25 protein-coding genes are annotated in these 26,242 nt (G+C 65.0%); 15 read left to right on the top strand and 10 right to left on the bottom strand.

All coding sequences use genetic code 11. From position 1 onward, the window contains the following. The first annotated feature begins 333 nt into the window (after positions 1 to 333). The gene (locus tag ABDB81_RS04980) at positions 334 to 930 is read left to right on the top strand and encodes a helix-turn-helix domain-containing protein (protein WP_137927522.1); all 597 of its coding nucleotides are present in this window, start codon (positions 334 to 336) and stop codon (positions 928 to 930) included. 183 nt (positions 931 to 1,113) lie between these two features. On the opposite strand, the gene ABDB81_RS04975 is transcribed toward ABDB81_RS04980, so the two are convergent. Together ABDB81_RS04975 and ABDB81_RS04970 are read right to left on the bottom strand one after the other, a co-directional pair. Next, positions 1,114 to 2,277, bottom strand: a complete 1,164-nt coding sequence (locus ABDB81_RS04975; RefSeq protein WP_346810032.1) for an ornithine cyclodeaminase — start codon at positions 2,275 to 2,277, stop codon at positions 1,114 to 1,116. Positions 2,278 to 2,302: 25 nt separating this feature from the next. Next, positions 2,303 to 3,181 (bottom strand): arginine deiminase-related protein, encoded by an 879-nt coding sequence (locus ABDB81_RS04970; protein ID WP_346810003.1) that lies wholly within the window; start codon positions 3,179 to 3,181, stop codon positions 2,303 to 2,305. A gap of 160 nt (positions 3,182 to 3,341) precedes the next feature. Between ABDB81_RS04970 and ABDB81_RS04965 the strand changes: the two genes are divergently transcribed. Next, positions 3,342 to 3,764, top strand: a complete 423-nt coding sequence (locus ABDB81_RS04965; protein ID WP_137928498.1) for an Lrp/AsnC family transcriptional regulator — start codon at positions 3,342 to 3,344, stop codon at positions 3,762 to 3,764. On the opposite strand, the gene ABDB81_RS04960 is transcribed toward ABDB81_RS04965, so the two are convergent. Then, positions 3,752 to 5,551 (bottom strand): chloride channel protein, encoded by a 1,800-nt coding sequence (locus tag ABDB81_RS04960; protein ID WP_346810001.1) that lies wholly within the window; start codon positions 5,549 to 5,551, stop codon positions 3,752 to 3,754. The genes ABDB81_RS04965 and ABDB81_RS04960 overlap by 13 nt on opposite strands. Positions 5,552 to 5,710: 159 nt before the next feature. Between ABDB81_RS04960 and ABDB81_RS04955 the strand changes: the two genes are divergently transcribed. The 10 genes from ABDB81_RS04955 to ABDB81_RS04910 all read left to right on the top strand — a co-directional run bounded on the left by ABDB81_RS04955 (position 5,711) and on the right by ABDB81_RS04910 (position 17,339). Further along, a complete protein-coding gene (locus tag ABDB81_RS04955; protein ID WP_137928496.1) occupies positions 5,711 to 6,856 on the top strand; it encodes an HPP family protein in 1,146 nt (381 codons plus the stop codon). 152 nt (positions 6,857 to 7,008) lie between these two features. Beyond that, positions 7,009 to 8,112: an AI-2E family transporter gene (locus ABDB81_RS04950; RefSeq protein ID WP_137928495.1), complete on the top strand. Its 1,104-nt coding sequence runs from the start codon at positions 7,009 to 7,011 to the stop codon at positions 8,110 to 8,112. Beyond that, complete coding sequence (locus ABDB81_RS04945; RefSeq protein WP_137928494.1) at positions 8,109 to 8,792, top strand: paraquat-inducible protein A; 684 nt, start codon at positions 8,109 to 8,111, stop codon at positions 8,790 to 8,792. Before ABDB81_RS04950 ends, ABDB81_RS04945 begins: the two co-directional genes overlap by 4 nt. Then, the gene (locus ABDB81_RS04940) at positions 8,789 to 9,571 is read left to right on the top strand and encodes a paraquat-inducible protein A (RefSeq protein WP_346809999.1); all 783 of its coding nucleotides are present in this window, start codon (positions 8,789 to 8,791) and stop codon (positions 9,569 to 9,571) included. Before ABDB81_RS04945 ends, ABDB81_RS04940 begins: the two co-directional genes overlap by 4 nt. Beyond that, positions 9,558 to 11,192 carry an MlaD family protein gene (locus tag ABDB81_RS04935; protein WP_137928492.1) on the top strand — a complete coding sequence of 545 codons (1,635 nt, stop codon included), beginning with the start codon at positions 9,558 to 9,560 and terminating at the stop codon, positions 11,190 to 11,192. The genes ABDB81_RS04940 and ABDB81_RS04935 overlap by 14 nt, the downstream gene beginning before the upstream one ends. Beyond that, complete coding sequence (locus ABDB81_RS04930) at positions 11,189 to 11,794, top strand: PqiC family protein (RefSeq protein ID WP_160471596.1); 606 nt, start codon at positions 11,189 to 11,191, stop codon at positions 11,792 to 11,794. Before ABDB81_RS04935 ends, ABDB81_RS04930 begins: the two co-directional genes overlap by 4 nt. 477 nt (positions 11,795 to 12,271) lie before the next feature. Continuing rightward, positions 12,272 to 12,850 carry a fimbrial protein gene (locus ABDB81_RS04925; protein ID WP_346809997.1) on the top strand — a complete coding sequence of 193 codons (579 nt, stop codon included), beginning with the start codon at positions 12,272 to 12,274 and terminating at the stop codon, positions 12,848 to 12,850. A gap of 96 nt (positions 12,851 to 12,946) precedes the next feature. Next, positions 12,947 to 13,723, top strand: a complete 777-nt coding sequence (locus tag ABDB81_RS04920; RefSeq protein ID WP_346809995.1) for a fimbria/pilus periplasmic chaperone — start codon at positions 12,947 to 12,949, stop codon at positions 13,721 to 13,723. Continuing rightward, entirely contained in the window at positions 13,720 to 16,311 is a 2,592-nt protein-coding gene (locus ABDB81_RS04915) for a fimbria/pilus outer membrane usher protein (RefSeq protein ID WP_346809993.1), read from the top strand. Before ABDB81_RS04920 ends, ABDB81_RS04915 begins: the two co-directional genes overlap by 4 nt. Further along, the gene (locus tag ABDB81_RS04910) at positions 16,311 to 17,339 is read left to right on the top strand and encodes a fimbrial protein (protein ID WP_137926863.1); all 1,029 of its coding nucleotides are present in this window, start codon (positions 16,311 to 16,313) and stop codon (positions 17,337 to 17,339) included. Before ABDB81_RS04915 ends, ABDB81_RS04910 begins: the two co-directional genes overlap by 1 nt. Before the next feature lie 4 nt (positions 17,340 to 17,343). On the opposite strand, the gene ABDB81_RS04905 is transcribed toward ABDB81_RS04910, so the two are convergent. Both ABDB81_RS04905 and ABDB81_RS04900 read right to left on the bottom strand, forming a co-directional pair. Then, positions 17,344 to 17,895 carry a nucleoside 2-deoxyribosyltransferase gene (locus tag ABDB81_RS04905; RefSeq protein WP_160471592.1) on the bottom strand — a complete coding sequence of 184 codons (552 nt, stop codon included), beginning with the start codon at positions 17,893 to 17,895 and terminating at the stop codon, positions 17,344 to 17,346. Positions 17,896 to 18,007: 112 nt separating this feature from the next. Then, a complete protein-coding gene (locus ABDB81_RS04900) occupies positions 18,008 to 18,826 on the bottom strand; it encodes a tetratricopeptide repeat protein (RefSeq protein ID WP_237380031.1) in 819 nt (272 codons plus the stop codon). 275 nt (positions 18,827 to 19,101) lie between these two features. Here ABDB81_RS04900 and modA point away from each other — a divergent pair, with 275 nt between their 5' ends. Genes modA through ABDB81_RS04885 form a run of 3 tightly spaced genes read left to right on the top strand, consistent with a single transcriptional unit; the run spans position 19,102 to position 21,338 of the window. Then, on the top strand, positions 19,102 to 19,872 hold the full coding sequence (gene modA, locus ABDB81_RS04895; RefSeq protein ID WP_137926861.1) for a molybdate ABC transporter substrate-binding protein: 771 nt from the start codon (positions 19,102 to 19,104) through the stop codon (positions 19,870 to 19,872). A gap of 19 nt (positions 19,873 to 19,891) precedes the next feature. Further along, a complete protein-coding gene (gene modB, locus ABDB81_RS04890; protein WP_137926860.1) occupies positions 19,892 to 20,608 on the top strand; it encodes a molybdate ABC transporter permease subunit in 717 nt (238 codons plus the stop codon). A gap of 7 nt (positions 20,609 to 20,615) precedes the next feature. Continuing rightward, positions 20,616 to 21,338 (top strand): ATP-binding cassette domain-containing protein, encoded by a 723-nt coding sequence (locus ABDB81_RS04885; RefSeq protein WP_137926859.1) that lies wholly within the window; start codon positions 20,616 to 20,618, stop codon positions 21,336 to 21,338. On the opposite strand, the gene ABDB81_RS04880 is transcribed toward ABDB81_RS04885, so the two are convergent. The 5 genes from ABDB81_RS04880 to ABDB81_RS04860 form a co-directional block, all read right to left on the bottom strand. Beyond that, positions 21,335 to 21,847, bottom strand: a complete 513-nt coding sequence (locus tag ABDB81_RS04880) for a class IV adenylate cyclase (RefSeq protein ID WP_137926858.1) — start codon at positions 21,845 to 21,847, stop codon at positions 21,335 to 21,337. The genes ABDB81_RS04885 and ABDB81_RS04880 overlap by 4 nt on opposite strands. Before the next feature lie 5 nt (positions 21,848 to 21,852). Then, entirely contained in the window at positions 21,853 to 22,659 is an 807-nt protein-coding gene (locus ABDB81_RS04875; RefSeq protein WP_346809990.1) for a TOBE domain-containing protein, read from the bottom strand. Between the two features lie 60 nt (positions 22,660 to 22,719). Further along, positions 22,720 to 22,962: an RNA-binding protein gene (locus ABDB81_RS04870; protein ID WP_137926870.1), complete on the bottom strand. Its 243-nt coding sequence runs from the start codon at positions 22,960 to 22,962 to the stop codon at positions 22,720 to 22,722. An 88-nt stretch (positions 22,963 to 23,050) separates the two neighbouring features. Continuing rightward, positions 23,051 to 23,830, bottom strand: coding sequence for an enoyl-ACP reductase FabI (gene fabI / locus ABDB81_RS04865; protein ID WP_346809988.1), 780 nt, complete (start codon positions 23,828 to 23,830; stop codon positions 23,051 to 23,053). A 2-nt stretch (positions 23,831 to 23,832) separates the two neighbouring features. Next, entirely contained in the window at positions 23,833 to 25,995 is a 2,163-nt protein-coding gene (locus ABDB81_RS04860; protein WP_346810030.1) for a DUF3141 domain-containing protein, read from the bottom strand. Between the last annotated feature and the right edge of the window lie 247 nt (positions 25,996 to 26,242).

Here is a 26,242-nt window from a genome sequence, read left to right as displayed (position 1 = left end):
GGGGTGTCTACCGAATGGCATTGATGTTCGTTAAACAACAAAAGTGTGACGCCAATCATTGCTTTCCCTGTGGCGACGAATCATCTTGAAGTCATACTATTTGCATTCGGCATTCCGGGCATTGTTGGCGCGATGCTCGCCGAAGCGTAGCCGGCCACCTGAAGCCGTTGCTACGTCAACAGGTACCAAAGCAACAAAGGCCTGCCGGGGAGCGGGCCAAGCATCAGGGTCAGTAAAAAAAGGCAAGCCCGGCCTCAGGCCGGCGTGGCGTGTCCGAGGGCGCCACGCAGTGCAGATTGCACTGTGCTGTCGATCGACACTACGGGTGATTGGATGAAACTGGATCCTGAACTGGCTGAAAAGCCGTACTACAGCACGCGTACCGCCGCGAAGCTTCTCAATGTTTCGCTGGGCACCGTCCAGAAGATGGTCGAGCGAGGAGAACTCGGCGCCTGGAAGACCAATGGTGGCCATCGGCGCATCCACAAGGAAACGGTGCATCGGCTACTCGCCAACCGGGCCATGCCTGACGCCGGCGTCGAGCACGATCTCGACCTTGTGGTCTTCCATCCCAACCATAACGAAGCGCAGCGCATCAGCGCCCAGCTTGGAAAATGGTCGCTGCCGCTGAAAACGCAGGTGCTCGAAGACGTGGTCGACACGGTCATCATGTCTGTGGACGCTCATCCGCGCGTCGTCCTCTACTACGTGGAGGAGCTCAACGACGCGGAATCGGCAACGATCGAGAAACTGCAGAACTTCTTCGCGCGCCAGCGCGTGATCTTTGCGGTGATCACGAACCGTCAGGCCTATGAAGGCGTGGCCGATGCGCTGCAGCAATGGGGCATCATGGTCTTCCTGAAGACGCCCTCGCTGGAAGAGATCAAGGGCTTCCTGCGCGCCCAGCTGATGATGGGACGCGGCGGCTGAGATTCACCGATGAAACAACAACGGCCCGGATGACAAGTCCGGGCCGTTTTGTTTTGGGGGCTCCCCGCGCTGTCTTTTTGATTCCCTCTCCCGCCTTGCCTATGTTGGCTCCCCTCTCCCGCCTCTTTTTTTCTCCCCTCTCCCGCAAGGCGGGAGAGGGGTCGGGGGAGAGGGCGCGGCGGTTCAAATTGCCTCGGTCGTATCTTGAGATGCCATGCCCTCTCCCCCAGCCCCTCTCCCACTACGCGGGAGAGGGGAGCAAGAAGAGGTGCGGGAGAGGGGAGAATCAAACGACGGCAGTTGATCCCCCATCATCCACCCATACAAATCCCTCGGCTCCGGGGGCATTGCCACCAGTTCGATGAACTGCCCCGCATGCTGCGCGAGCGCTGTCGCGTGGAGCCAGCGCAGTGCCGAGTAGTCTTCCAGCGCGAAGCCGACCGAGTCGAACAGCGTCACGTCGTCATCGTCGCTCCGCCCTGGCGCATGGCCCGACAACACCTCCCACAGTTCATTGACCGGCGCTTCCGGCCACTGCTGCACCTCGCCCTCGATGCGCGACTGCGGCGCGTATTCGACAACGATGCGGGCGCGATGGAGGATGTCCGCGTGCAACTCCGTCTTGCCGGGGCAGTCGCCGCCCACGGCGTTCAGATGCACGCCGGGACGCACCATGTCAGGCGTGAGAATCGTCGCGCGGGTCTTGTCGGCCGTGACCGTGGTGACGATGTCCGCACCCTCCAGCGCCTCGTGCACCGACGAGACCGGCACGATCGTCAGTCCCGCCTGGCCTGCCAGATTGCGCATCAGGCGGCGCGTGGCCGCTGGATCGATATCGAACGCACGGATCGTGGAAATACCCAGCATCGCGTGGAACGCCAGCGACTGGAACTCGGCCTGCGCACCGTTGCCGATCAGCGCCATCGTCCGCGCACCGGGCTTTGCCATGGCGCGCGCGGCCAGTGCCGAGGTGGCGGCGGTGCGCAACGCTGTAGCCAATGTCAGGTCGGCCAGCAGCAACGGAAAGCCGGTCTGCACCTCGGCCAGCATGCCGCATGCCATCACCGTGGGCAACGCATGCATGGCATTGCGCGGATGGCCGTTGACGTACTTGAAGGCGAAATGCACGCCGTCGCTGACGGGCATCAGTTCGATCACGCCAACCGGCGAGTGGCTGGCAAGTCGTGCCGATTTCTCGAAAGCTGGCCACCGCAGGAAGTCTTGCCTGACAAAGTCGGCCATCTGCATGATTGACGTTTGCACACCAACGCCACGCACCAGCGCCGCAACGTCACTGGCATCGAGAAAGCGCGTCATCGCCTTCTCGCCGATCGATGCGTCTTTCATCATTTGTTTCATGATGGACTCCCGCTCACGCCGCGGCAGCGCGGCGCACCGGCGCACTCGTGCGATCGAGGCGCAGCGTCATGCAATACGCGCCGCCACCCGACATCATGTAAGGCGACAGATCCACCTCGTGAAGTCGATAGCCGCGCCGGCCCAACTCGTGGCGCAGGTGTGGCGTGGTGCGGGTCATCACCACGTGTTCTTCGCGACTCACTGCGTTCACGCTGAAGTGACGCAGGTCTTCGGCAGTGGCCTCGATGCGTTGCGAGGCGGGCACGCGCGCGCGCAGCGTGGCCAGCGCGGCCTCGCTCAGCGCGGGCGGGTAATAGAGAATCTCGCCACCGGCCAGCGGGCAGAAGCAGACGTCGAGGTGATAGCTCTGCTCGGTCGCCAGTTCCAGCGCCACCACTTCCTGGCCAAAGTGGCACGACATCGCTTGGGCCGCTTCCCGCGATGAGCGCGGACCGTAGCCCGCCCAGAAGTGGCCGCGCTGGGCATCCCAGATGCAGTCGCCCGCACCCTCCTGATAGCACCCTTCGGGCAAGGTCTCGACGCTATCGATCAAACCCCGCCGACGCAGATCCTCGAAGATGGCCGCGAATGGCGCTTCCTCGCCGCGTCGCTGCGGATAGCGAAAACGCGCGAGCACCGCGCGGCCATCGAGCACGACGGCGGCGTTGGCCGGGAACACCATGTCCGGCTGGCCCGGCGCACCTTCGGCCACTTCGACGGCAAACCCGGAATCGCCAAGCGCCTGACGCAACGCATCGAACGACGCCCGCGCACGACCGTGCATGCCAGCCGGGTCCCGCGCCCAGCCCGCGGGGTCCATCCACGGGTTGATGCTGTAGGACACGTCGTAGAAAGTGGGCGCGACCAGCAGGATGGTGGGGGTGTCGATCACGGCGGGCTCCTGGATAGTGGGTTTGTGAGGCGTTCTCCTGATGTGAATTGTGGTGCCCGCGCGCGTCAACGAATAGTTAGCAGACTGGACAAACTGCTACACCCCTTTGACAATTCGCCATATCGAACTGGCAATTTGCCAACGTCCCAAGGGGATCGCGATGGATGCGACGGATCGCCAATTGCTCGGATTGCTGCGTGACAATGCCCGGATGCCGGTCACGGCATTGGCCAAGGCGCTCCGCGTTTCGCGCGCCACGGTGCAGAACCGGATCGCGAAGCTGGAAAACGAAGGGCAGATCGTAGGCTATACGGTCCGCCTCAGGCCCGAGGCGGAGGCGCACCGTATCCGCGCGTGGATGACGGTGGCCGTGGAAGGTAACAAGGCGCAGCAGGTGCTGCAGGCGCTACGCGGTGACCCCAACGTGCAGACGCTGCACACGACCAATGGCCGCTGGGACATCATCGCCGAACTGCGCGCCGATACGCTGGAGCAGTTCGACCGGACGCTGGAACGTATCCGGCTGGTCGATGGCATCTCCGCCACCGAGACCAGCATCCTGCTATCGACTTACAAGCTCTGACCCGTACGCGGCACGGCAACCCCGCGCAAGCGTTCGCGCGATGTCTCTTCATGCAGTACGTCGCCACTCGGTGCCAGAAGATCTCGCAACGACACCATGCCCACCAGGCGCATCGACGCCAGGCTGTCGACTACCGGCAGCCGCGCCACACTCAACGCAGCCATCTGGCCTGCGGCAGCGCGTCCGGTCTGCGATGGCAGCAGCACGGCCGGCGTACCATCCTTCTGCCCCACCAGCAGGTTCGCGCATGGCACGCGATCCGCCGCATCGGTCGTGGCCGCCAGAATGGCGGTGCGATGCAGCACGCCCAGCACGCGCCCTCCTTCGATCACCGGATAGGCGCGGTGCGCCGCGTGCTCGCCAAAGTAGCGTTCCCGCGCCTCGGCCACCGACAGTGAACCTTCGATCGCCACCACGTCGCGCGTCATCAGGTCCGCCACATGGGATCGCTCCAGCGGGTCCACGCCGTATTCGCGATAGATATGCAGGCCGCGCCGCGCAATCTTCTCGGTCATGATGCCGCGCTTCATCGTCAGCACCGAAAATCCGTAAGCCACCGCCGTGGTCAGCAGCAGCGGCAGCAGCGCCTCGCTATCGTGCGTGAGGCCGAAGGCGAACACGATGGCCGTCAGCGGTGCGCCCAGCACGCTGCCGAGCACGCCCGCCATGCACACCAGCGCCCACAGCGCCGGGGAGCCGCCCGGCAGCACCGGCGCCAGCACCACGCCGAGTCCCGCGCCGAGCATCAACAGCGGCGCCAGCACCCCGCCCGACGTCCCCGAGCCCAGCGCGGCGATCCACATCACAGCCTTCACCGTCAGCAGCGCCACGGCCACGCCAATCGCCAGACGGTTGTTGAGCAGGTCACCGATCACGTCGTAGCCCACACCCAAGGCACGCGGCTCCAGGTAGCCGCCAATCCCCACCACCAGCCCGCCAATGGCCGGCCACCACATCCAGTGCACGCGCAGCCGGGCAAACGCATCCTCGGTGCGATACAGCGCGAGAGTCAGCACCGCGCCCAGTACACCGCAAAGCAGTCCAGCCGCCACACACGAGCCGAGTGCCACGGTGCTGGCCGGCGCGGTCTGCAGCGGGAACAGCGGTCCCGCCTCGAACACGAACGGGCGCAGGAAACCGGCCACGGCACACGCCAGCGCCACCGGCAGCAGGCTGCGCGGGCGCAGCTCGAACAGCAGCAACTCGATGGCCAGCAGCACCGCCGCCACCGGCGTGCCGAAGATCGCGGTCATGCCCGCGCACGCACCCGCCACCAGCAACGTCTTGCGCTCGGCGGCGGTCAGGTGCAGGTACTGCGCCAGCAGCGATGCAATCGAGCCGCCCGTCATGATGATCGGCCCTTCCGCACCAAACGGCCCGCCGCTGCCGATCACGATGCCCGACGACAGCGGCTTGAGCACCGCCACCTTCGGCGACATCTTGCTCTTGCCGAACAGCACGGCCTCGATGGCCTCCGGAATGCCGTGACCCCGGATCTTGTCGCTGCCGTAGCGCGCCATCAGCCCGACGATCAACCCGCCGATGACCGGCACCACGATGACCCACGCGCCGAGCGCATGGTGGGCCGGCGATCGCTCTGCGAACGACAGCGTCTGGAAGAAAAAGAGGTTCGTGAAGAAGCGGATCAGGTTCACCAGCACGAATGCAGCGCCGGTACTCACGGCGCCGATCAGCAGCGCGATACCGGCCAGCATCGGCAAACGGCCGTTTGAGGCGTAATCGCGCTTCTGGGCGTGATGTGACGCGGGGGAAACAGATGTGGACATGGTCGAGCAGGCCGGGGGCGGCTGGGTGATAATGCGGGGTGCACTGGCGGCGCAATATATCACGACGTGATATATTGCGCCGCACCATGCCGTGCCCAATGTGGCCGCACATAACGCCCCCTGACAACTCGAAACCGGCCGCCCCCGCCCCCTATCTCGATGCCTACCGCATTCGACCCTTCCCAAGCCGTTGCCGAAGCGCGCGCATGGTTGCGCACATTCGTGCCGATGCCGATTGCCGCCAACCGCCACGAGCGCCTCAAGAGTTGCCTTGGCGCGCTGATCGGGCTGGCGCTCACCGAGTGGATCTGCCGCCAGTTCCTGCAAGGTTTCAACCCGTGGTTCATCGCACCAATGGGCGCGTCGGCCGTGCTGCTGTTCGGCGTGCCGGCCAGTCCGCTGGCACAGCCGTGGTCGATCATCGGCGGCAATCTGGTGGCGGCCACGGTCGGCGTGGCGTGCGCGCGCTGGATTCCCGATCCCGGACTTGCAGCCGGCGTGGCCGTGGCCGGCGCCATTGCGCTGATGTTCACGTTGCGTTGTGTCCATCCGCCGAGCGGCGCGGTGGCCGTGACCGCGGTTTTCGGCGGCCCGGCCGTGCAGGCGCTGGGATTCGGCTTCGTGGTGATACCGGTGGCGATCAACTCGATGTTGCTGCTGCTGGTGGCACTGGCGTTCAACAACATGGCGCGCCGGCGATACCCGCACCGTCCGCCCGAACCAGCCGCGCAGCATCGCACCAAGGACGCGCCCCCCAGCAAGCGCGTGGGCTTCACACGCGCAGACCTGGACGCGGTGCTGGCGGCGCGCGGCGAATTCCTCGACATCGAGGAAGACGATCTCGAGGCCATCCTCGTAGCGGCCGAGCTGCGCGCGTATTCGCGCCGGTTTGGCGACGTCAGCTGCGGCGACATCATGTCGCGCGACGTGGTCTCGGTGCGCCCCGGCCAGATGGCCGCCGATGCCGCCGCGCTGCTGGCGCGCCATCACATCAAGGCGCTGCCCGTGGTGGATCGTCAGCGCCGCGTGCTCGGCATCCTGACGCAGAGCGATTTCTTTCGCGCTCATCGCATGAACTCGCGGCGCGTCAATGGCGCCGTGCGCGACCTGATGACACGCGCCGTGATCACTGCCCGCACGGATCAGCCGATCGTCGACCTGGCACACGGATTCTCCGACGGTGGCCTGCACCATGTGCCGGTGCTTGACGCTGACCGGCGCCTGGTGGGCATCGTGACGCAATCGGACCTCGTCGCCGCACTGCTCAGGAACACCGGCACCGCCGCCGCTCAGGCGGCGCAGTGATCGACCGCTGACACGGGCCCGCCTCGCATCTGGCGCGTGGCGGGCCCGCTTCGGCTGCACGTCCCGACCGGCGCGGGAAAACCCGGAGCCATCATCGAATTCCGCTATGCTTACGGCGTTTTCTCCACCTGGACGCCTGGCGGCGCGCGACGATGAGTTCCGGACAACTGATTGAGAAGCTTGCCGCGGTCTTCGCGCTGATCGCGTTGATTGGCGGTTCGCTGGTAGTGCTGGCACCCTTCGCCACTGCATTGGTCTGGGGCGCGATCCTGGCCTACAGTTCGTGGTACCCCTACACGGTACTGTCGCGCTGGCTCGGCAACCGGCGCGGGCTAGCCGCGCTGATCTGCGTGCTGGTGGCCGCCGTGATCGTGCTCGGACCGTTTGTCTATGCCGGCGCAAGCTTCTCTGCCCACCTCGACGAACTGACCGCCCTGGTCAACCGCTACACCGAGAACGGCTTTCCGCAACTGCCCGACTGGCTCAGCAGCCTCCCCTATGTGGGTCCGCAGTTGCAATCCTCGTACGAACAGGTCATCCACGCCGATTCCGAGATGGTGGCCAACCTGCGCAAGCTGATTGCGCCAGTGGGGCATCTGTTGCTGGGCGCGGGGCTGTCGATTGGTGGTGGGCTGGGCCAGTTGGCGCTCTCTATCGTGCTGGCGTTCTTCTTCTATACCGGCGGCGAACTGGCCGTGGACTGGCTGCGCGGCGGCATGCGCCGGATCAGCGGCGAGCGCGCCGACCACTTGCTGGCGCTGGCGGGCGGCACCGTCAAGGGTGTGGTCTACGGCGTGCTGGGCACCGCCTTCGTGCAGGCCGTGCTGGCCGGTGTCGGGTTCTGGATCGCGGGCGTGCCCGGTGCGGCCATCCTCGGCTTCATCACGTTCTTTCTCTCGGTGGTGCCGATGGGTCCGCCGCTGATCTGGATTCCGGCTGCGTTGTGGCTCTATCACACCGGGGAAACGGGCTGGTCGATCTTCATGGTGGTGTGGGGTGGCGTGGTGGTCGGCATGGCCGATAACGTGATCAAGCCCCTGCTCATCAGCAAGGGCACGAGCCTGCCGCTCATCTGGATCATGATGGGCGTGCTCGGCGGCGCGCTGGCCTTCGGCTTCCTGGGTGTGTTTCTCGGACCTACCGTGCTGGCCGTGGCCTACGCGCTGCTGCGCGACTGGACCATCGGTACGCAGGAGCGCCCGAGCGTTACGGCGGTCACCCCGGCGCCGCCTACACATCTCACGCCGGACGCATGACGCAGCACGGGCACCCGGGCACGCCGCACGCCCCGCAGGACCTGCACCGGCTGGTAGCCTGCGAGTATTGCGACGCGCTCTACGAACGCACCACGCTGGCACTGGGCGAGCGTGCCGTCTGCCTGCGCTGCGGCGGCGCGCTGTATCGCGAAAGCTCGCGCGCATACCACCGCCTGCTGCCGCTGGTCGTGACGGCACTGATCCTGTTCCTGATCTCGAACCTGTATCCGATCGTCGAGATGGATCTCAAGGGCGTGCGAACCGAGACCACGCTCTGGGGCGCCGTGATGGCCCTGCATGCCGATCACATGACGCTGGTGGCGATGCTCGTGTTCGGCACCACTATCCTGTTCCCGCTGTCCGAGATGCTGATGATGTGCTATCTGCTGGTGCCGATGGCGCAGCACCGCATGCCGCCCGGCTTCGACCGCATCGTGCGCGGCATCCGCCAGACGCGGCCCTGGGGCATGATCGAGGTCTTCATGATCGGCGTGCTCGTCACCGTGGTAAAGCTGTCGACGATGGCACAGGTCATTCCCGGCGTGGCGCTGTGGTCGTTCGGCGCGCTCGTCGTGGTGCTGGCCGCGATGCTGGCGTTCGATCCGCGCGAGCTCTGGCATTACCTGGAGCCCGCTGGTGCCGATGAAGTGCCGCCGCGCAAGCCGCAGGACGCCGCATGAGCGCGCCGCAAAAACCCGTCCGCCCATCGCGCACGGCCCAGGCCCGCGACCAGCTCGCACGCTCGCGCCGCGCAGCCGCCGGCGTGATGGCGGACCTGACCGACGACGACGAGCGCACGCCACTGGCCGAGGTGCCCACGGCGCATTCGCGCGGCCTGCTGTCGTGCCACGCGTGCGACCTCGTCAGCCCGGTCACGCTGGACGGCGAGGACTGTCCGCGCTGCGGTGCCACGCTGCATCGGCGCAAGCCGGCCAGCCTGACCCGCACCTGGGCCTTCCTGCTGGCGGCCTACATCCTGTACATTCCCGCCAACCTGCTGCCGGTGATGGTGACGGAGTCGATCCTCGGCACGCAGCGGGACACGATCCTGTCCGGGATCATCTATCTCTGGCTGTCCGGTTCGCACCTGCTGGCCGGCGTGGTGCTGATCGCCAGTATCGTGGTGCCGTTGCTGAAGATGATGATCCTGACGCTGCTGCTGGCGTCGGTGCATTTCCGATCGACCTGGCGTATCCGCCAGCAGACCAAGCTCTACGGGCTGGTGGAACTCATCGGCCGATGGTCGATGCTCGATATCTTCGTGGTGGCGTTGCTGGCCTCGCTGGTGCGGGCCGGAGCGCTGGCCACGATCATTCCTGGCGCGGGCGCCATGGCATTCGGCGCGGTCGTCGTCTTGACGATGCTGGCGTCGCTGTCTTTCGACCCACGTCTGCTGTGGGATTCACTCGACGTGCAAGCCCCATCGACATTGCAGGCCCCCGACAATGCCCGATCCTGAAAACGCTTCTCCGAACCCCGGCGTGCCGCAGCCCGCGCGCAAACGCCGCGCACGCTGGCTGCCATCGCTGGTCTGGCTGATCCCTATCGTGGCGGCCGTGGTCGGCATCTCGCTGCTGATCAACACGCTGGCCTCGCGCGGCCCCGACATTACCATCACCTTCCGCACTGCCGAGGGCCTGACGCCAGGCAAGACCGCCGTCCGGTACAAGGATGTGGACATCGGCCTGGTCAAATCCGTTCGCCTGGCGCCCGACCGCTCCCATGTGGTGGCCAATATCGAACTGACCAAGGACGCCGAGAACTTCGCCGTCAAGGACACCCGCTTCTGGGTAGTCCGTCCGCGCTTTGCGGTCAGCGGTGTGTCGGGACTCGAAACCCTGCTGTCGGGCGCGTACATCGGCGTGGACGCCGGCAAGTCCGCCGAAAGCACGCGCAGCTTCACCGGGCTTGAAGTGCCGCCTGTGGTGACCACCGATGCCTCGGGCCGGCAGTTCGTGCTGCGCGCGCAGGAGCTGGGCTCGCTGGATATCGGCTCTCCGGTCTACTACCGCCGCGTGCCAGTCGGTCAGGTAGTGGCCTACCAGCTCGAACCGAACGGTCGCGACATCACGCTGCGCGTCTTCGTCAACAAGCCGTACGACAAGCTCGTGACCGCCGACACCCGCTTCTGGCATGCCAGCGGCGTGGACCTCAAGCTCGATGCCGGCGGCCTGAAGCTTTCCACCCAGTCGCTGGTCACGGTATTGCTGGGCGGCGTGGCCTTCCAGGCGCCGGAGCGCACCACGGCAACCGACGCGGCTGCCGAGAACACCCAGTTCCTGCTCGCCGGGGATCAGGCGGAAGCCATGAAGGAGCCCGAGGAACTGGCCCCCACGCTGGCCGTGCTCAACTTCGACCAGTCCGTGCGTGGTCTTGCGCCGGGTGCGCCAGTGGATTTCCGCGGCGTCATCGTCGGACAGGTCCGCTCGATCGGCATCGAGTACCAGCGGGAGCGCAAGGCGTTCCGCATGCCAGTGGTCGTGGAACTGTATCCGTCGCGCATGGGCTTCCGCGAACGTGACGTATCGGATCAGGCGCGCCAGCGCAACATCGTCCAGGGGCTGATCCAGCGTGGCATGCGGGCGCAGCTTCGCAACGGCAACCTGCTGACGGGCCAACTGTACGTGGCGCTGGATTTCTTCCCGAAAGCGCCGCCCCCGAAGGACCTGAATCTCGACGCACCGCTGCCCGAGTTCCCGACCACGCCCGGCACGTTCGACGAGCTGCAGGCCAAGCTCGGCGATATCGTCAACCGCATCGACAAGGTGCCTTTCGACCAGATCGGACAGGAGGCGCGCACGGCCATGGTGTCGATGAACAAGATGCTCGACAGCGCGGACAAGCTCGTGGCACAGCTCAACGGCGACGTGGCCCCGCAAGTGCTGGCCGCGCTGCAGGACGCGCGCCGCACGCTCACCGCCGCCAATGGCACGCTGGCCTCCGATGCCCCGCTGCAGCAGGACACCCGGCGCATGCTGCAGGAGCTGACGCGCACGGCCACTTCGCTGCGGGCATTGACCGACTATCTGGAACGCCATCCCGAAGCGCTGCTGCGCGGCAAGACGGAGGACAAGAAATGAAACCCGCCATGACTTTGGCGACGGCGTCCCTGGCAGCGGTGCTGCTGGGATGCGCCTCGCCCGAACCACGCTACTACTCGCTCGCCTCGGCCCCCGTCGCGGCACCCGCTGCGCCGGTCACGCAGCCCATCTGGATCGAAGTGGCACCGGTACGCGTGCCCGAGCGCCTGAACCGGGCGCAACTCGTGGTGGCTGACAGCACGACCGGCGGCGTGAAAATGCTCGACCAGTCGCGCTGGTCGTCATCGCTGCCGGATGAGTTTCGCGACGCGCTTTCGCAGCAGCTTCAAACGAAGCTGGGCGCAGTCGATACCTACCAGCAAGGGCTCGCAGAAGTCAGCCCGCTCTATCGCGTGACCACCGAGGTGGTACGGCTCGACGCCGAACCGGGCGAACGCGCGATGGCCACCATCACCTGGACGGTTCGGCGCCAACCAGACGGCAAGGTCCTGAGCGGACGCACCGAAGCCGATCTCCCCGCGCCAGGACAGATCGATGGCGTGGTCGCCGCCTATCGCCAGGTCGTCGCCGCCACGGCCACCGACATCGCGGCACGCGTGCAAACCCTGCGCGCACAGACGGACACCGCCACCGCGCGATAGTCCTCCGGGCGCGCGGCATTTGCGCGCGCCCCGTGCTGCCCGCAGCGCATCCTTTCCCCCCCTCCCTTCCCCCCGCATTTCCCCCTTCCCGATCGGCCTGCCTGAGCTCGCAGTCCTCGTACGTCCGTCGCATTGTCGATGCATGCGTGGCGTGCGACGGGTATCAGACATTCTCGTCTCACAAGCCAATCCAATTACCTCAGGTCATTTCATGACATTTGTCAGAAATTTCCGTAAGACGTTTCTGCACCTCCAAATATCGATGACTAAACGACTTGATTTTTCGTAGAAGTCCGATTTCCGAAGCTGTTTCCGAGCCTTAGCCTTACGTTCGCCACGATGCATTGATCAGAAGCGATATCGAATCGCCGCACAGACCTTGTCAGCTTCTCAGACGGGTTCGGATTGAGTTGCCTTTCCTGCCGCTTCTGCCATTCGTGACGCAACTTGTTCCTCCACTCTTGAAGGCCAGTAAAAATGAGATATCTCAAGGCAACGCTCTTCGCAGCCGCGGCGTCCCTCGCCACCATCGCTCCCCAGGCGTTCGCTGCCGACGGCACCATCACCTTTACCGGCGCAGTCAGCGCCCAAACCTGTACCGTCGCCGGCCCGGGTGGCAACACCGACTTCTCCGTGACGCTGCCCACGGTGCGCGCCGCCGCGCTGAGTGCAGACGGTGATACCGCCGGCCGTACGCCTTTCAATGTCCAGTTCACGGGATGCAATCCCACGACGGGCAACGTTGCGGTGTACTTCGAGCCCAGCGCTTCGATGGACGTCGCCACCGGCCGTCTGCGCAACATGTTCCAAACCGTGCCAGCCACCGAAACCACCCCGGCTGTGAACCCCGCGGCGAACGTGCAGATCGGCGTGTTGAACGCTGACCTCTCGCAGATCATGATGGGTTCTGCCTTCGGCACGCAAAACTCCCAGACCGTCCCCCTGGCGGCCGGCGCCGCCACGCTGCGGTACTTCGCCCAGTACGTGGCAACGGGCGGCGGAGCCTCTGCCGGCCAGATCTCCTCCACCGCCACTTACTCGGTCGTCTATCCGTAAGGCTGCACGACATCACCGCGGCATGCATGTGCATGCCGCTTCTACCCATTCCCTCCTGTGACGCAGGAACCGGACGCACTTCGCCATAGAGCTGTCATGTCACGCATTTCGAGATTGCGAGTTTCGCTCGCCGGCCTCCTGTTGGCCTTCGCTTCCCATGCAACGTTTGCTTCGGTTGTCCTGACCGGCACCCGCGTCATCTACCCCGCCGCCGAACGTGAAGTCACCGTGCGGCTAAGCAACGAGGGCAAGGCACCGGCTTTGGTCCAGGCATGGATCGATGACGGCGACCCCAATGCATCGCCGGACGAATCGAAATCGCCGTTCCTGATCACGCCGCCCCTGTTTCGCCTGGATCCCCAGAAGGGCCAGTCGCTGCGCATCATCCACCTGCAACAACCGCTGCCGGCCGACCGCGAGTCGATCTTCTTCCTCAACGTCCTGGAAGTGCCGCCGATGGGCAGCAGCAATGCCGATACACCCCAGAATTCCCTGCAACTGGCCTTCCGGTCGCGCGTCAAGCTGTTCTTCCGCCCCACAGGTCTGAAGGGCGACGCGGACAGCGCGCCAGCCAAGGTCACATGGCGCTTCATCCGCAACGCCGAAGGCAAGCACGTACTCGCCGCTACCAACCCTACGCCGTATCACATCACCTTCACGCGCGTCGAAGCCACGCACGGCGCGAGCACGATGCGCGACGATAAAGGCGGCATGGCAGGCCCGGGCGAAACCATCGAATTCACCGGTGACGGCGCTCCCGCATTCGAAGGCCAGCCAGACCACGTCAAGTTCATCACGATCAACGATTTCGGCGGAGATGCAACGAGCGAGTTCAAGGCCAAGCGATCACTATTACCTGACACCAGCCAATGAACTCGCGCAACCGGAAGCCCAAGGCGTTCGCCCGCCGGTTCTCGGCGCACTGGCTGCTTGTCGCTGCCTTTCCGACGGTAGTCCTGGCCGAGGAACAGCGTCCCACCGTCAAGGTGGCGGAAGTCCAGTTCAATCCCGATTTCTTCCGTCGGCCAGATGGATCGAGCGTCGACGTAAGCCGCTACGCCAAGGGCAATGCGGTCACGCCCGGCGACTATCCGGTGGACGTCTACCTGAACGACCTCTGGGTCGGACGCCGGACCGTCCGCTTCCGTTCACCTGGCACCGCCGAAGGCGCCGTCGGCCCATGCATGGACCCGGCGCTGGTGAAGAGCCTCAATCTCGACGAGAAGGCGCTGTCGCCCGCGTACGCCGAGGGGAAGGACGCAGGCGGCGACGCTTGCGTGCAGCCTGCGGGGCTTTCCGAGGATATCGACTGGTCGTTCGATTTCAACGAGCTGCGGCTCAATCTGAATGTTGCGCAGGCGCTGCTGCGCCGCAGTCCGCGCGGCAGTGTGGACCCGTCGCTCTGGGATGCTGGCGTGCCGTCGGCCTCCGTGTCCTACAACGTCAACACTTTCCACGCAGCCGGCCAGACTTCCACCTACCTGGGCCTCGACAGCGGGTTGAACATCGGCCGTTGGCACGTACGCCAACGGTCATCGATGTCCTGGCAGGACAGTAGTCCCGGCACCGGCACCGGCTCCTACAAGTACCAGAACATCGCCGCCTATGTGCAGCACGACATCGAGTCGCTGCGCAGCCAGCTCACGCTGGGCGATGCCTTCACCGACGGTGCAGTGTTCGACAGCTACTCGGTACGGGGCGTCAACCTTGCCACCGACGACCGGATGCTGCCCGATTCCGCGCGCGGCTACGCGCCGGTGGTGCGCGGCGTGGCCCGCTCGAACGCCCGCGTCACGGTCACCCAGAACGGCAACAAGCTGTACGAGACCACCGTCGCGGCAGGGCCGTTCGAGATCGACGACCTCTATGCCACCGGCTACGGCGGCAACCTGCTCGTCACCGTCACCGAGGCGGACGGCAGCAAGAGCAGCTTCACGGTGCCCTACTCGTCCGTGGTACAGCTGTTACGCCCCGGCACCACGCGATACTCAGCCACCGTGGGGGAATACCGGAACCCCGCGATCAAGTCGAATCGACGGGAGAAGCTGGTACAGGCCACCGTGCAGCACGGCTTCAACAACCTGATGACCGGCTATGCGGGCATGGTCCTCTCCGAAGGCTACCAGGCTGGCATTGCCGGCGCTGCGCTCAACCTGCCCGTTGGTGCCGTCGCGCTCGATGCGACCTACGCACGCACAAGTATCGGTAACGCAGATGCCGAGACCGGCCAGAGCTTGCGGCTGAGCTACAGCAAGTACGTGCCGACGACCAGCACGAACATGACTATCGCTGCCTATCGCTATGCCACGAAGGGTTTCTGGTCGATGTCCGACGCATTCATCGCACGCAGCGACCCCGAACGCGGCGCGATGGTGGACCGCCCGCGCAGCCAGGTACAGATCACGTTGAACCAGAGCCTGGGCGAGCGATGGGGCAATATCTACCTCACGGGTTCCTCGATCAACTACTGGAACCGCGACAACGCCGCCCTGACGTTCCAGGCGGGCTACAGCAACGCGATGAACGTGTGGGGCCTGCCGCTTTCGTACAACATCTCTGCATCGCGCCAGCGGGATGCGATCACCGGCGCCTACAGCACGCAGGCATTCTTCAACGTGATTGTGCCGCTGGGACGCGCCCGGCATGCACCCATGCTCTCGCTGGGCTTCGTTCGCGACGGAGCGGGCGAGACCTCGCAGCAGGTACGCGTCAATGGCACCGCGCTGGACGACAACTCCTTTTCCTACGGCGTGAACGCCGACCGGAACTCGCGCACCACTACTGCCGGAGCAAACGTCCAGTACCGCAGCCCGTTCGCAACCTTTATCGGTTCGTATAGTGGCGGCGGCGGTTCCAGCCAATACTCTGCCGGCATGCAAGGCGCCCTTGTGGCGCACCCCGGCGGGCTGACCCTGGCGAACTTCCTGGGCGACACGTTTGCGATCGTCGAGGCCAAGGGTGCGACCGGCGCCGCGGTGTTGAACGCGCCGGGCGTGCGTATCGATCCGTTCGGCTACGCGATCGTTCCCTATCTCCAGCCGTACAACATGAATTCGATCGAGTTGGACCCGAAGGGTATCCCGCTGGATGTATCGCTGGATGCCACCAGCATGAACGTGGCTCCTCGCGCAAATTCCGCCGTGAAGATCGCGTTCGCCACGCTGTCCGGGCGTTCGGCCATCGTCTCGGCCGCCCTGCCGGATGGCAAGTCCCTGCCGTTTGGCGCCACCGTACTGGACAGCGCAACGGGCTCGGAAGTCGGCGCCGTGGGTCAGAGCGGCATCCTGTTTGCACGTGGCCTGGGCGACGGCGGAAAGCTGACGGTCAATTGGGGCAACAACGCCCGCGACAGCTGCGAGATCGAGTACAAGATGCCACCGCGCGATCCGGGTGCCACAAGCTATACCAGGATCCAGGGCGTTTGCCGACCGCTCGCTTCTACGGGTAAGAGGACAAAGTAATGCAGGCCAACTATCGTCAAGAGACTTCGCGTCGATCGGGCGTCGCCCGTCTCCTCCTTGCGGCGCTGCTGATTGGCGCCCCGGCAGCCACCATGGCGTGCTCCATCTCCACCGATTCGCGCTTGAGGTTCGATGCAATCTCCACGACGCGCGATGCTCCGGTGGGCACGACGCTGGGTCCTGTCGAAACGTCCCAAGTCACAGTGGATTGCAATGCCAACCCAAACCCCGCCGGAGATAGCGCGGGGTATGAGCTCCGGCTCTACCCGGCCCTGCCGCTGTCCAGCACGGTGCCAAATGTCTGGCAGACCACCACCCCGGGCGTTGGGATACGCGTGGTCAACACGACCGAGAACATGCCCCTTTCCACGAGTGCCAGCGGCTCGTACACGTTGTTCGCGCCCATTCTCGGGCAGACGGCCAGGTCCCGGCAGAGCTACGTATTCTCGTACCAGTTGGTCAAGACCGGTCCCATCACACCCAGCACAGGACGCGTGGCGCAGCAGCGCCTGTACGAGCTGTACAGCTACAACCGCAGAACCGGGGTCCGATCGAGGTTGCCAGAGCCGGTGAACATGAACTCGGTCAATTTCGCGGCGCGGTCCTGTGCCATGGCCACCCAGGCCCTCACGAAGCGTCTTCTGCCCATCGGCCAGTCGAGGCTCATCATCAACGGCATTGGCAACCTCGAGGGCTTCAGTCTCTATTTGACTTGCCCCGACACCACCGTGACGATTCTCGTGACGATGACTGACCACACCAACCCGGCCAACCGCAGCGACATACTGAGCCTGACGCCCGAATCCACGGCCAGGGGCGTGGGGCTGCGCATTCGCCGGCGCGGCACTACCCCCGTCTTTTACGGGCCGGACTCCGCGGAAGCCGGAAATGAGAACCAGTGGGCCTGGAGTCTAGGATCAACCAGCGGGCTGTCGACCCTTCCGATGACAGTGGAATATGTGAGGACAGGAAGAGTGCGAGGCGGCTCCGTACATGCAATAGCCAGCTTCACATTCAGCTACCAATAGCCCGTCAGTCCTCGGGGTCGCCATCGGCCTGCGCCTGGACGCGGCGGGCATTTCGACGGTGCTCTGCCTCGGCCATGGCGACAAGGCACGTCGCTGCGTCACCGTGCACGAGCTTGACGCTGCACGCGAGCATCAGGTTCATCGGCAAGCCGAAGTTTTCGACGACATACCCGCGCGCATCGCGTGCATCGCCGTCTGTATCGGTGGTCACGCGCGTGCGATCCAGCAGCGTTCCGGCATCTGTCGCGTAGCCCCAGACCGGCTTCTGCAGCGCTACCGCGAAACCCACTTCGAAGGCCGTGCCGCTATCCGGTTCTCCCGGGCCGCGAAAGTCATCGAGATTCGCCATCACGATGTCGGCGCGGCGTATCAGCGCCACGTTGGCCTCATAGATCCACTGCGCGGTGTCCGGCCCAGACAGGCCTTGCGGCGCCGACTTGTCGAGCGGATACAGCCCTTCGAAGCCATGCTGCGCACACAACGCCTTCAACTGCTCTCCCCACGCACGCGCATCCTTGCGAAACACGTCGAATCCGGCGAGATAGATGATTTTCATGGCAGCTCCCTGAGGTCGGGGGAAGGATACACCCCACGCAAATACTCTGGGCGTGCGCCCCTCTCCGACGCAGTGGGAGAGGGGCGCAAACCATGCGGGATCTACACGTCCCCTACGGATTCAGCGCCGGATGCTTCAATGCGTGCGCTGCCTCTGCCATGTGCTGTTGGTACTGCGCCTCGTCCTGCGCAAGCCCAAGCTCTCCGTTGCGGTAAGCCATCGCCAGCGCCTGCAGCGATGCTGGATGCGCCCGTTCTCCTGCGGCTTCATACCAGGACACGGCGCGTGCTTCGTCGCGGATCACGCCATTGCCCTCGCGGTAGGCATTTGCCAGCAGGAACATCGCCTGCGGCACGCCAGCGTCGGCCGCCACCTGAAACCAGCGGGCCGCACGCGCAGAGTCGACTTCGCGGCCATAGCCACCGCGATACAGCAATCCGAGGTAATAAGCCGCGCCCACATCGCCGGTGCGTGCCGCTGCGTCGAGCCACTGCCACGCGAGCGGTGCATCGGTGCGTCCCGATGCCAATCCACCGAGCATCGCTGCCTTCCCCAGCAGGAACTGCGCACGCACATTGCCCTTCTCTGCCGCCGCTCGTAGCCAGCGTTCGCCATCGGCCCGCGTCGCTACTTCCGTACGTACCATCAGCACTTCGCCCAGCGCGGCTTGCGCCGAAGTCTCTCCTGCGGAGGCCGCTTGCTGCAGCCGATCCAGCGCGCGAGCGTCGGCAACCGAAGTGGCCAGGCGCTGCCACTGGGCGATTTCCGTCTGGCGCGTCTCGGACTGATGGCGCCATACGGCAGCGCCTGCCACACCGGTCGTGGCAACCGCCACCGCCAGCGTGGCCGCCACGAACATCGGATGGATGCGAATCCCACGCCGTGGTGCGGAGCGGTGCGAGGAAACAGCGGGCATGGCGTTGGCTTGCATGGATGGCGTCGTTACTGGCTTGGTCTTGTGGTCTGGGCTGCAACCGGGAATTGTGAGAAGGCCGGATGGCAGGGGAGTGGCGAAACCGCGTCAAACTCATGACAGGATCGTCACAAATGTCCTAAAGATCACTTCCCACGATCGCGCCCCAAGACCACTATTTCCTTCGGCTGAACTGCCCTATCCATTCGGAGCATTGCACCCCGCTATATAGATGCGTATATTGCGGATAACCCATTCGTGCCGACTTCTTCTCTTTTCCTGCGATCCGATCCATGCGACTCCCCGCCTTTGTCCGCCGTGCCACGTCCGGCGCCGCCCTGGTTGCCCTGACGCTGGCCGCATCGCCCGTCTTCGCCGCCGACCTCGTCGTTTCCGCCGCCGCCAGCCTGACCAACGCGTTCAAGGTGCTGGCCGAGCAGTACGAGCGTGCCCATCCGGACACCAAGGTGGTGCTGAACTTCGGCGCGTCGGACGTGTTGATGCAGCAGATCGTCAAAGGTGCCCCGGCCGACGTGTTCGCCTCGGCGGACCAGGACGCGATGAACAAGGCCGAAGCCGAGAAGGTGGTGCAATCCGCCACGCGCAAAGACTTCGCCGCCAATGCCATCGTGCTGATCGTGCCGCACGACAGCAAGCTCGGCATCGCCACGCCGAAGGACCTGACGCGCGCCGACGTGAAGCGCGTGGCGTATGGCAACCCGTCGTCGGTGCCGGTGGGCCGCTATACCAAGGGCGCGCTCGAAACGCAGGGTCTGTGGAATGCCGTGGCCGCCAAGGGCGTGCCAGCCCAGAACGTGCGGCAGGCGCTGGACTACGTGGCGCGTGGCGAGGTCGATGCCGGCTTCGTATTCGCCACCGATGCGGCCGTGATGCCCGACAAGGTGACCGTTGCCGCGCGCGTGCCGACCACCACGCCCGTGACCTACCCGATCGCCGTGACCGCGCAGACGAAGCAGGCGGGCGCCGCCAACGCCTTCGTGCAATACGTGCTGTCGGCGGAAGGCCAGTCCACGCTGGCGAAGTACGGCTTCCAGAAGCCCTGATCCGATTCAACACACTGCCATGGATGCCGTCTGGATACCGCTGCTGTTGTCGCTCAAGGTTGCGGGCTGGGCCACGGTGCTCAACGCGATCCTCGGCGTGGCGGCAGCCTATGCCATCGCGCGCTGGCGCTCGTCGGCACGCGACATCGTCGATGCCATCCTGACGCTGCCGCTGGTGCTGCCGCCCACGGTGCTCGGCTACTACCTGCTGGTACTGGTGGGCCGGCGCGGCGTGTTCGGCGCGTGGCTCGAAAGTATGGGGATCGAACTGGTCTTCACATGGCAAGGTGCGGTGCTGGCATCCACGGTCGTTGCGTTTCCGCTCGTGTTGAAGTCCGCGCGTGCAGCGTTCGAAGGTGTCGATCATCAACTCGAGAATGCCGCGCGCGTGCTCGGCATTTCCGAGACCGCGATCTTCTTCCGCGTGACATTGCCGATGGCCTTGCCTGGCATCGTCGCCGGTGTACTGCTTGCATTCGCGCGTGCGCTGGGCGAGTTCGGCGCCACGCTGATGATTGCGGGCAACCTGCCAGGTCGCACGCAGACGCTTTCGGTAGCGATCTATGAAGCCGTGCAGGCTGGCAACGACGACACCGCCAACCTGCTGGTGCTCGTCACGTCGATCACGTGCATCGTATTGCTGGTGGTGGCCGCGCGGCTGGTGCCGCCTGCGCAGCGCGGCACGGCCAATTTGTTCGAGCGTCGCCGGTTCCGCCGCAACGCCGTGGGACGGTGAGACCGTCATGACGATGCACATCGCCATCCGCAAACACATGGCTGCGCAGGATCGCCGCTTCGCGCTCGATATCGCGTTCGAATCGGACAGCCGGCGCATTGCACTGTTCGGACCTTCGGGCGCGGGAAAAAGCCTGACCTTGCGCGCGATTGCCGGACTGATGGCGCCGGACAGTGGCCGCATCGTACTCAACGGCAACACGCTGTTCGATAGCGAGACCGGCATCGATGTCCGGCCGCAGGAACGTCGCGTAGCGTATCTGTTCCAGGACTACGCGCTGTTTCCGCATCTCACCGTCGCGCAGAACATCGCGTTCGGGCTCAAGCGCGGCTGGCGCAATCCGTCGCGGCGCGCGTTGCCGCCCGAGGCCGTGCGATGGATCGATGCTTTCGGCTTGCGCGAAATCGTCAACCAATATCCGGCGCAGATTTCCGGCGGACAGAAGCAGCGTGTGGCGCTGGCCCGTGCGCTGGCGGCGAAGCCCGATATCCTGCTGCTGGACGAACCATTTTCGGCGCTCGACCCTGCCCTGCGCGCGCGGATGCGTGAAGAACTACGCGCGCTGCAGGAAAGCCTGGACGTGCCGATGCTGATGATTTCGCATGATCCCGAGGATGTCGAAGCGCTCGGCGACCACGTGCTGGAAATCCGCGATGGCCGCATTCATGCCAGCGGTCGCGCGCACCGGCACCCACCCGTCTACGCACCCATCCACGCGCACGCGGTCTAGCCCTGCCGCAGCAGGTCCACGTAGGCGCCTTCCACCAGCGCCTCTGACGCCACGCCGAGTTGTGCCATCAAGGCATGCGCTTCTTCCACGCCTGCTTCGGCTGGCTCGCCATCGTGCAGCACCACTTCAAGCTCCAGGAAATCGCCAAGCCCCTCGACGCGGTCGAGATGGATGCGCGTGCGCCCGGCCAGGAACAACGTCCGGTGCTTGCGCACGCGCCCGCCTGTGCCATGCGCAGCGGTCAGCGCCTCGCGCAATGTGTCGGGCGATGACGTTGGCGAAAGAATGTAGAAGCTCTCCTTCGGGCCTGATGCATCGGGACGCGCATAGAAGATCAACTGGCCGCGTTCCGCATCGAAGGCACGCAGCTTGAGGCGGCCATTCGGGCAAGGAAAAAACGTGTCGTCCTGATCGATGAACTCGGGACCGTGCGTGGCGATGGCCGCCGCGCGTGGGGTCAATGCTTCGACGCTGCCGATCTGCGCCTTGATTTCGATATTGCGTGCCATCTCGTTCAGCCCATCGTGCCCAAAATCACGCTCGATGCCTTGAAGATCGCCAGCGCGCGCGTGCCCTCCGCAAGCCCAAGCTCGCTCACGGCGCCATTCGTGATGATGGCCGCCACCGTGCCGCCGCCATCGAGGTCGAGCACCACTTCCGCATTGACCGCACCGGGTGTCAGGCGTGCGACCACGCCGGGCAACTGGTTACGCGCGGACAGCCGCAGCGCAGGATCGGGCAGGCCGATCATCACCGACGATGCCTTGACGAGTGCAAATGCTTCGGCACCGGGTGCCAGCCCCAGCGTCTCCACGCTCTCGTGCGTAATGGTGGAAACAATGCGCTGTCCTCCGGCCAAGGCGAGCGTGACTTCGTCATTGACGGCGCCGCCGCGTACGTTATCGACGCGACCGAACAGCTTGTTGCGGGCACTGGTCTGGATCATGAATCGCTGGATCAGATGAAGGTCATCGGAACTGGCCTGTGCCATCGCACTGCCAGCCTTTTCGAGATGCGCGATAAAGCGCGCGTGCTCGGTCTCCATCGCATGATAGGTCGCAATCAGCCGCTCTGCCCGCTCGGTGAGCCGCGTACCGCCACCGCCCTTGCCGCCGGCTGCGCGCAGGACCAGCGGCTCGCCGGCGCTGTTGTTCATGGCGTCGATGGCGTCCCAGGCGCCCTTGTAGCTGATGCCCACCGCACGTGCGGCGGCCGTGATCGATCCGTGCTCGCCGATGGCAGCCAACAACGCGATGCGGTCCTTGCCGCCCCACGCCTGCTGGCCGGCGCGGAACCAGATGGCGCCCTGGAGTTCAAGCATGTGCGGAGATGTCCGAAAGTGAAGGATGCCGTATGGTAGCGCCACTCACGCCGATACGGTTCAGCTCTGGTGTGCCGGGATGTACCAGCGCATCACGCTGCCGGCGAAGTACTGCTTGTCGAGTTGTCGAAGCAGGCGCCACGCGGTGAACGCGTCGATTGCCAGATCGACCCATGCCCATGGACGATCGGGGTCGCCCTCACGCACGATTTCGATGGAATTGACCGGAGCGTAGATCTTGAGCTTCTCGCGCAGCATTTCCTCGGTCACATCGCGATGCAGCCCTCGGATCAGTACCTGCATTGCAGCCTCTGTCTTGTTGTCGGGGTGATGCATTCATTCTAGGCCGCACGCAGATGGCCGGTGCCATCCCATGCGGCTATCGCACGTTTCACGCCATGATGTGCACACCACCATCCACATAGACCGTGTTGCCCGACAAGCGGCGCGCATACGGCGTGGCCAGGTATGCGGTAGCAAAGCCCACGTCCATGATGTCCACCAGTTCGCCGATCGGAGCCCGGCCTGCGGCCTCGGCCAGCAGCAGGTCGAAATCCTTGAGACCCGAAGCGGCCCGCGTCTTCAGCGGCCCCGGCGAGATGGCATGGACGCGAATGCCTTGTGGGCCGAGCTCGTACGCCAGATAGCGGCAGGTGGCCTCCAGCGCGGCCTTCACCGGCCCCATGAGGTCGTAGTTCGGCACGACGCGATTCGCGCCGTCATAGCTCATGGCGAACAGCGTGCCGCCCGCCTTCATCAGCGGCACTGCGCGGCGGGCCATGCGTATGAACGAATGGCACGAGATGTCCATGGCCCGCGCAAATCCCGGCGCCGAAGAATGGATGAGGCCATTCTGCAGATCCTCCTTCGGCGCGTACGCCACCGAGTGCACCACCGCATCGAGCCGGCCCCACTCCTTGCCGATATGCGCGAACAGCGCATCCATCTGCGCGTCGTTCTCAACGTCCAGCGGCATGAGGATCGGCGCGCCAATCCGTTCCGCCAGCGGCGCCACGTGCGGCCGCGCCTTCTCGTTCAGATAGGTGAGCGCCACGTCGGCGCCCAGTTCGTGAAACGCACGTGCGCAGCCCCACGCAATGGAGTCTTCATTCGCCACGCCCACCACCAGCACACGGGCGCCGGACAATGGCGGATTGGGTACCTGGACCATGATCAAGCCTCCGTGGGTTTCGCCTTGCCGTTGCCGTGGTCGGTGCCGAGTGTGTCGGCCACTTCGCGATACCGCTTCAGCCAGTCGTCGTCGAGCGGCCCGCCGATGGTCAGCACGCGATGCGCCAGCACCATGATGCGGCGGCGCTCCTTCATGTCGGGCACGAGTTCCGGCAGCGCCTTAAGCGCGGCCTCCGGATCGAGACTGACGATGTAGCTCTGCCGCCTGACTGCCGCCTTGAACTGCGCAAGCGTAATTTTTTCCTCGGCCGGATTCTCGCGGGCCAGCTTGCGCAGCAGGTTGAACGGCCGCTCCTCGATGGCCGATTTGCCCTGCGTCACGTAAGACAGCACGCGCAGGAAGGCGTCGAGCGATGTGCCCTCGCCAATCTCGCGCCGTGCCTCGCGCTGTCGCAGGTCGGCCACTTCCTTGCGCAGTGCCGTGATGGCGGGTGATTCGGGGCGTTTCGGCGTGGCGCTCATACCGAGCATGGCTGGCAGCCACGGCGCGGCGTAGATCGATTCGAACATGCGCTCCTGCCAGGCATCGCGCGCATCGCGGTAGTCGTCCAGCGAGCGCACGATCTGTGCCGATACGGCCTGTTGCATCTGCAGGAACGGGTTGTCCGGCGACACCGGCTGGCGCGCCTCGCGCACGGCGGGCGCCATCGCGGCCACCCATTGCATCCACGGATTGCTGTCGCCGGTCACCGTGCGCTCCAGCCGCGAGGGATGCACCGAGCGAATCGCCTCGGCCGTAGTCTCGTTCGAAATCGCTCGCACGATCGGCGACGCGAACGTGTCGTAGAGATGCTGGTTGACCTCGGCCACGCGGCGCACCACTTCGAACGGCTGCTCGTCGTCGCGGCCATCGTCCAGCGCAAGGATGTCATCGATGGTTCGCCGCTCGAAGCGCACCAGATACCGCCCCTGAATCAGGTCACGGTGCGGCAGTTCGGGCGCAACGTCCTCGATCTTCGCTTCATAGAGACCCGGCGGCAACACGTCGATCAGGTCCAGCGCGCAGAACAGTTCCGAGTGTTCCTTGTTGGCAATGCTGCCAGACACGAAGATGCCAAGATGTCCAATCGACGGATGCAGGCAATAGACGATGGTCTGCTCGTTGGCCACGAGTTCTTCCACGCTTGGATACAGGTCGGGGATCCAGTTCAGCGCCTGCTGTGGCGGCGTGATGTTGTCCCCCCAGGACGCGAACACGATCACCGGCGAGCGCACGTTGCGCAGGTCGATCACGTGCTGGCCATCGTTGCTGCGCACCTCGCCCGCCGTCAGGTGATTGCCGACGAACAGGTTCTGCACGATCCAGTCGATCTCGGCGCGGTTCATCAGGAAGTGCCCGCCCCACCAGCGTTCGAACTCCAGAAAGCGCGGCCCTTCCGTGTCGGCCTTCGCGTAGACGTTGTAGAGCTTTTCCCACAGCGTGTTGGAAGGATTCAGGCTCTCGAAATTCTGCACGAGCCACGCGCCATCGAAGCGTCCGTTGCCCATGTCCGCCGCCAGCGACGACAGCCATGTGCCACCAAGCAGGCCGCCCGCATAGCGCATCGGATTCTTGCCGCGCACCCCAGACCAGTACGCCACGGGCGCGCCAGCCAGCAGGATCGGGCCCGTGACGTCGGGAGCGGCCGCCGCCAGCATCAGCAGGGCCCAGCCCGCCTGGCAGTTGCCCACCACGAACGGCCTGCCCGGCGCATCGGGATGTCGCCTGGCCACTTCACGCAGGAACAGGCCCTCGGTACGCGCCACGTCCTCGATGGTCTGCCCCGGACACGGATCGCGGAAGAACGTGATGAAGTAACAGGGATGCCCCGAGCGGATCGCGTTGCCGATCTCGCTATCGCTTTTGAAACCGCCGATGCCGGGACCGTGGCCTGCGCGCGGGTCCATCACCACGAACGGGCGATTGGTCATGTCGGTCGGATGCTCGGGCGGCGGCACGATCCGCAGCAATGCGTAGTTGACGGGGCGCGGCAAGTCTCGCCCGTCCATCAAGACTTCGTGCTCGAACACGAGTACCGCAGGGAATCCACCGCGCTCATGTTCGACGGTCTCGGCGGCGCGGCGCCGCAGGATGTCGAAGAACAGGATGGAGCGCTGCCATGCATCGACGCCATATTCCCAGGCGGCGTGCGCCAGCGGGTTCATCGGAACGGGTGGGAAGGCGGTGAACAGCGATGCCGGATCGAACGTCGGGGGAGACGAGGGCGAGGAAGAACTATCGGTGGGGGCGGTGGTAGCAGGAGTGTCCTGCGGCGTCGACTGCCCAGCCACAGGCTGGCGTGCATTCATTTCCGTTTCTCCTTGGGGATTGGCGGATCAACTGGCGTGCAACGGGGACGAATCCAGAGGTGAAATGTGCGTGCTGCGATGCAACACAACAAAATCTACCAGC

The organism is Cupriavidus sp. DL-D2, assembly GCF_039710735.1.
Taxonomy (GTDB): domain Bacteria; phylum Pseudomonadota; class Gammaproteobacteria; order Burkholderiales; family Burkholderiaceae; genus Cupriavidus.
The sequence above is the reverse complement of the archived record's forward strand: the minus strand, read 5'-3'. Positions and strand labels throughout refer to the sequence as shown.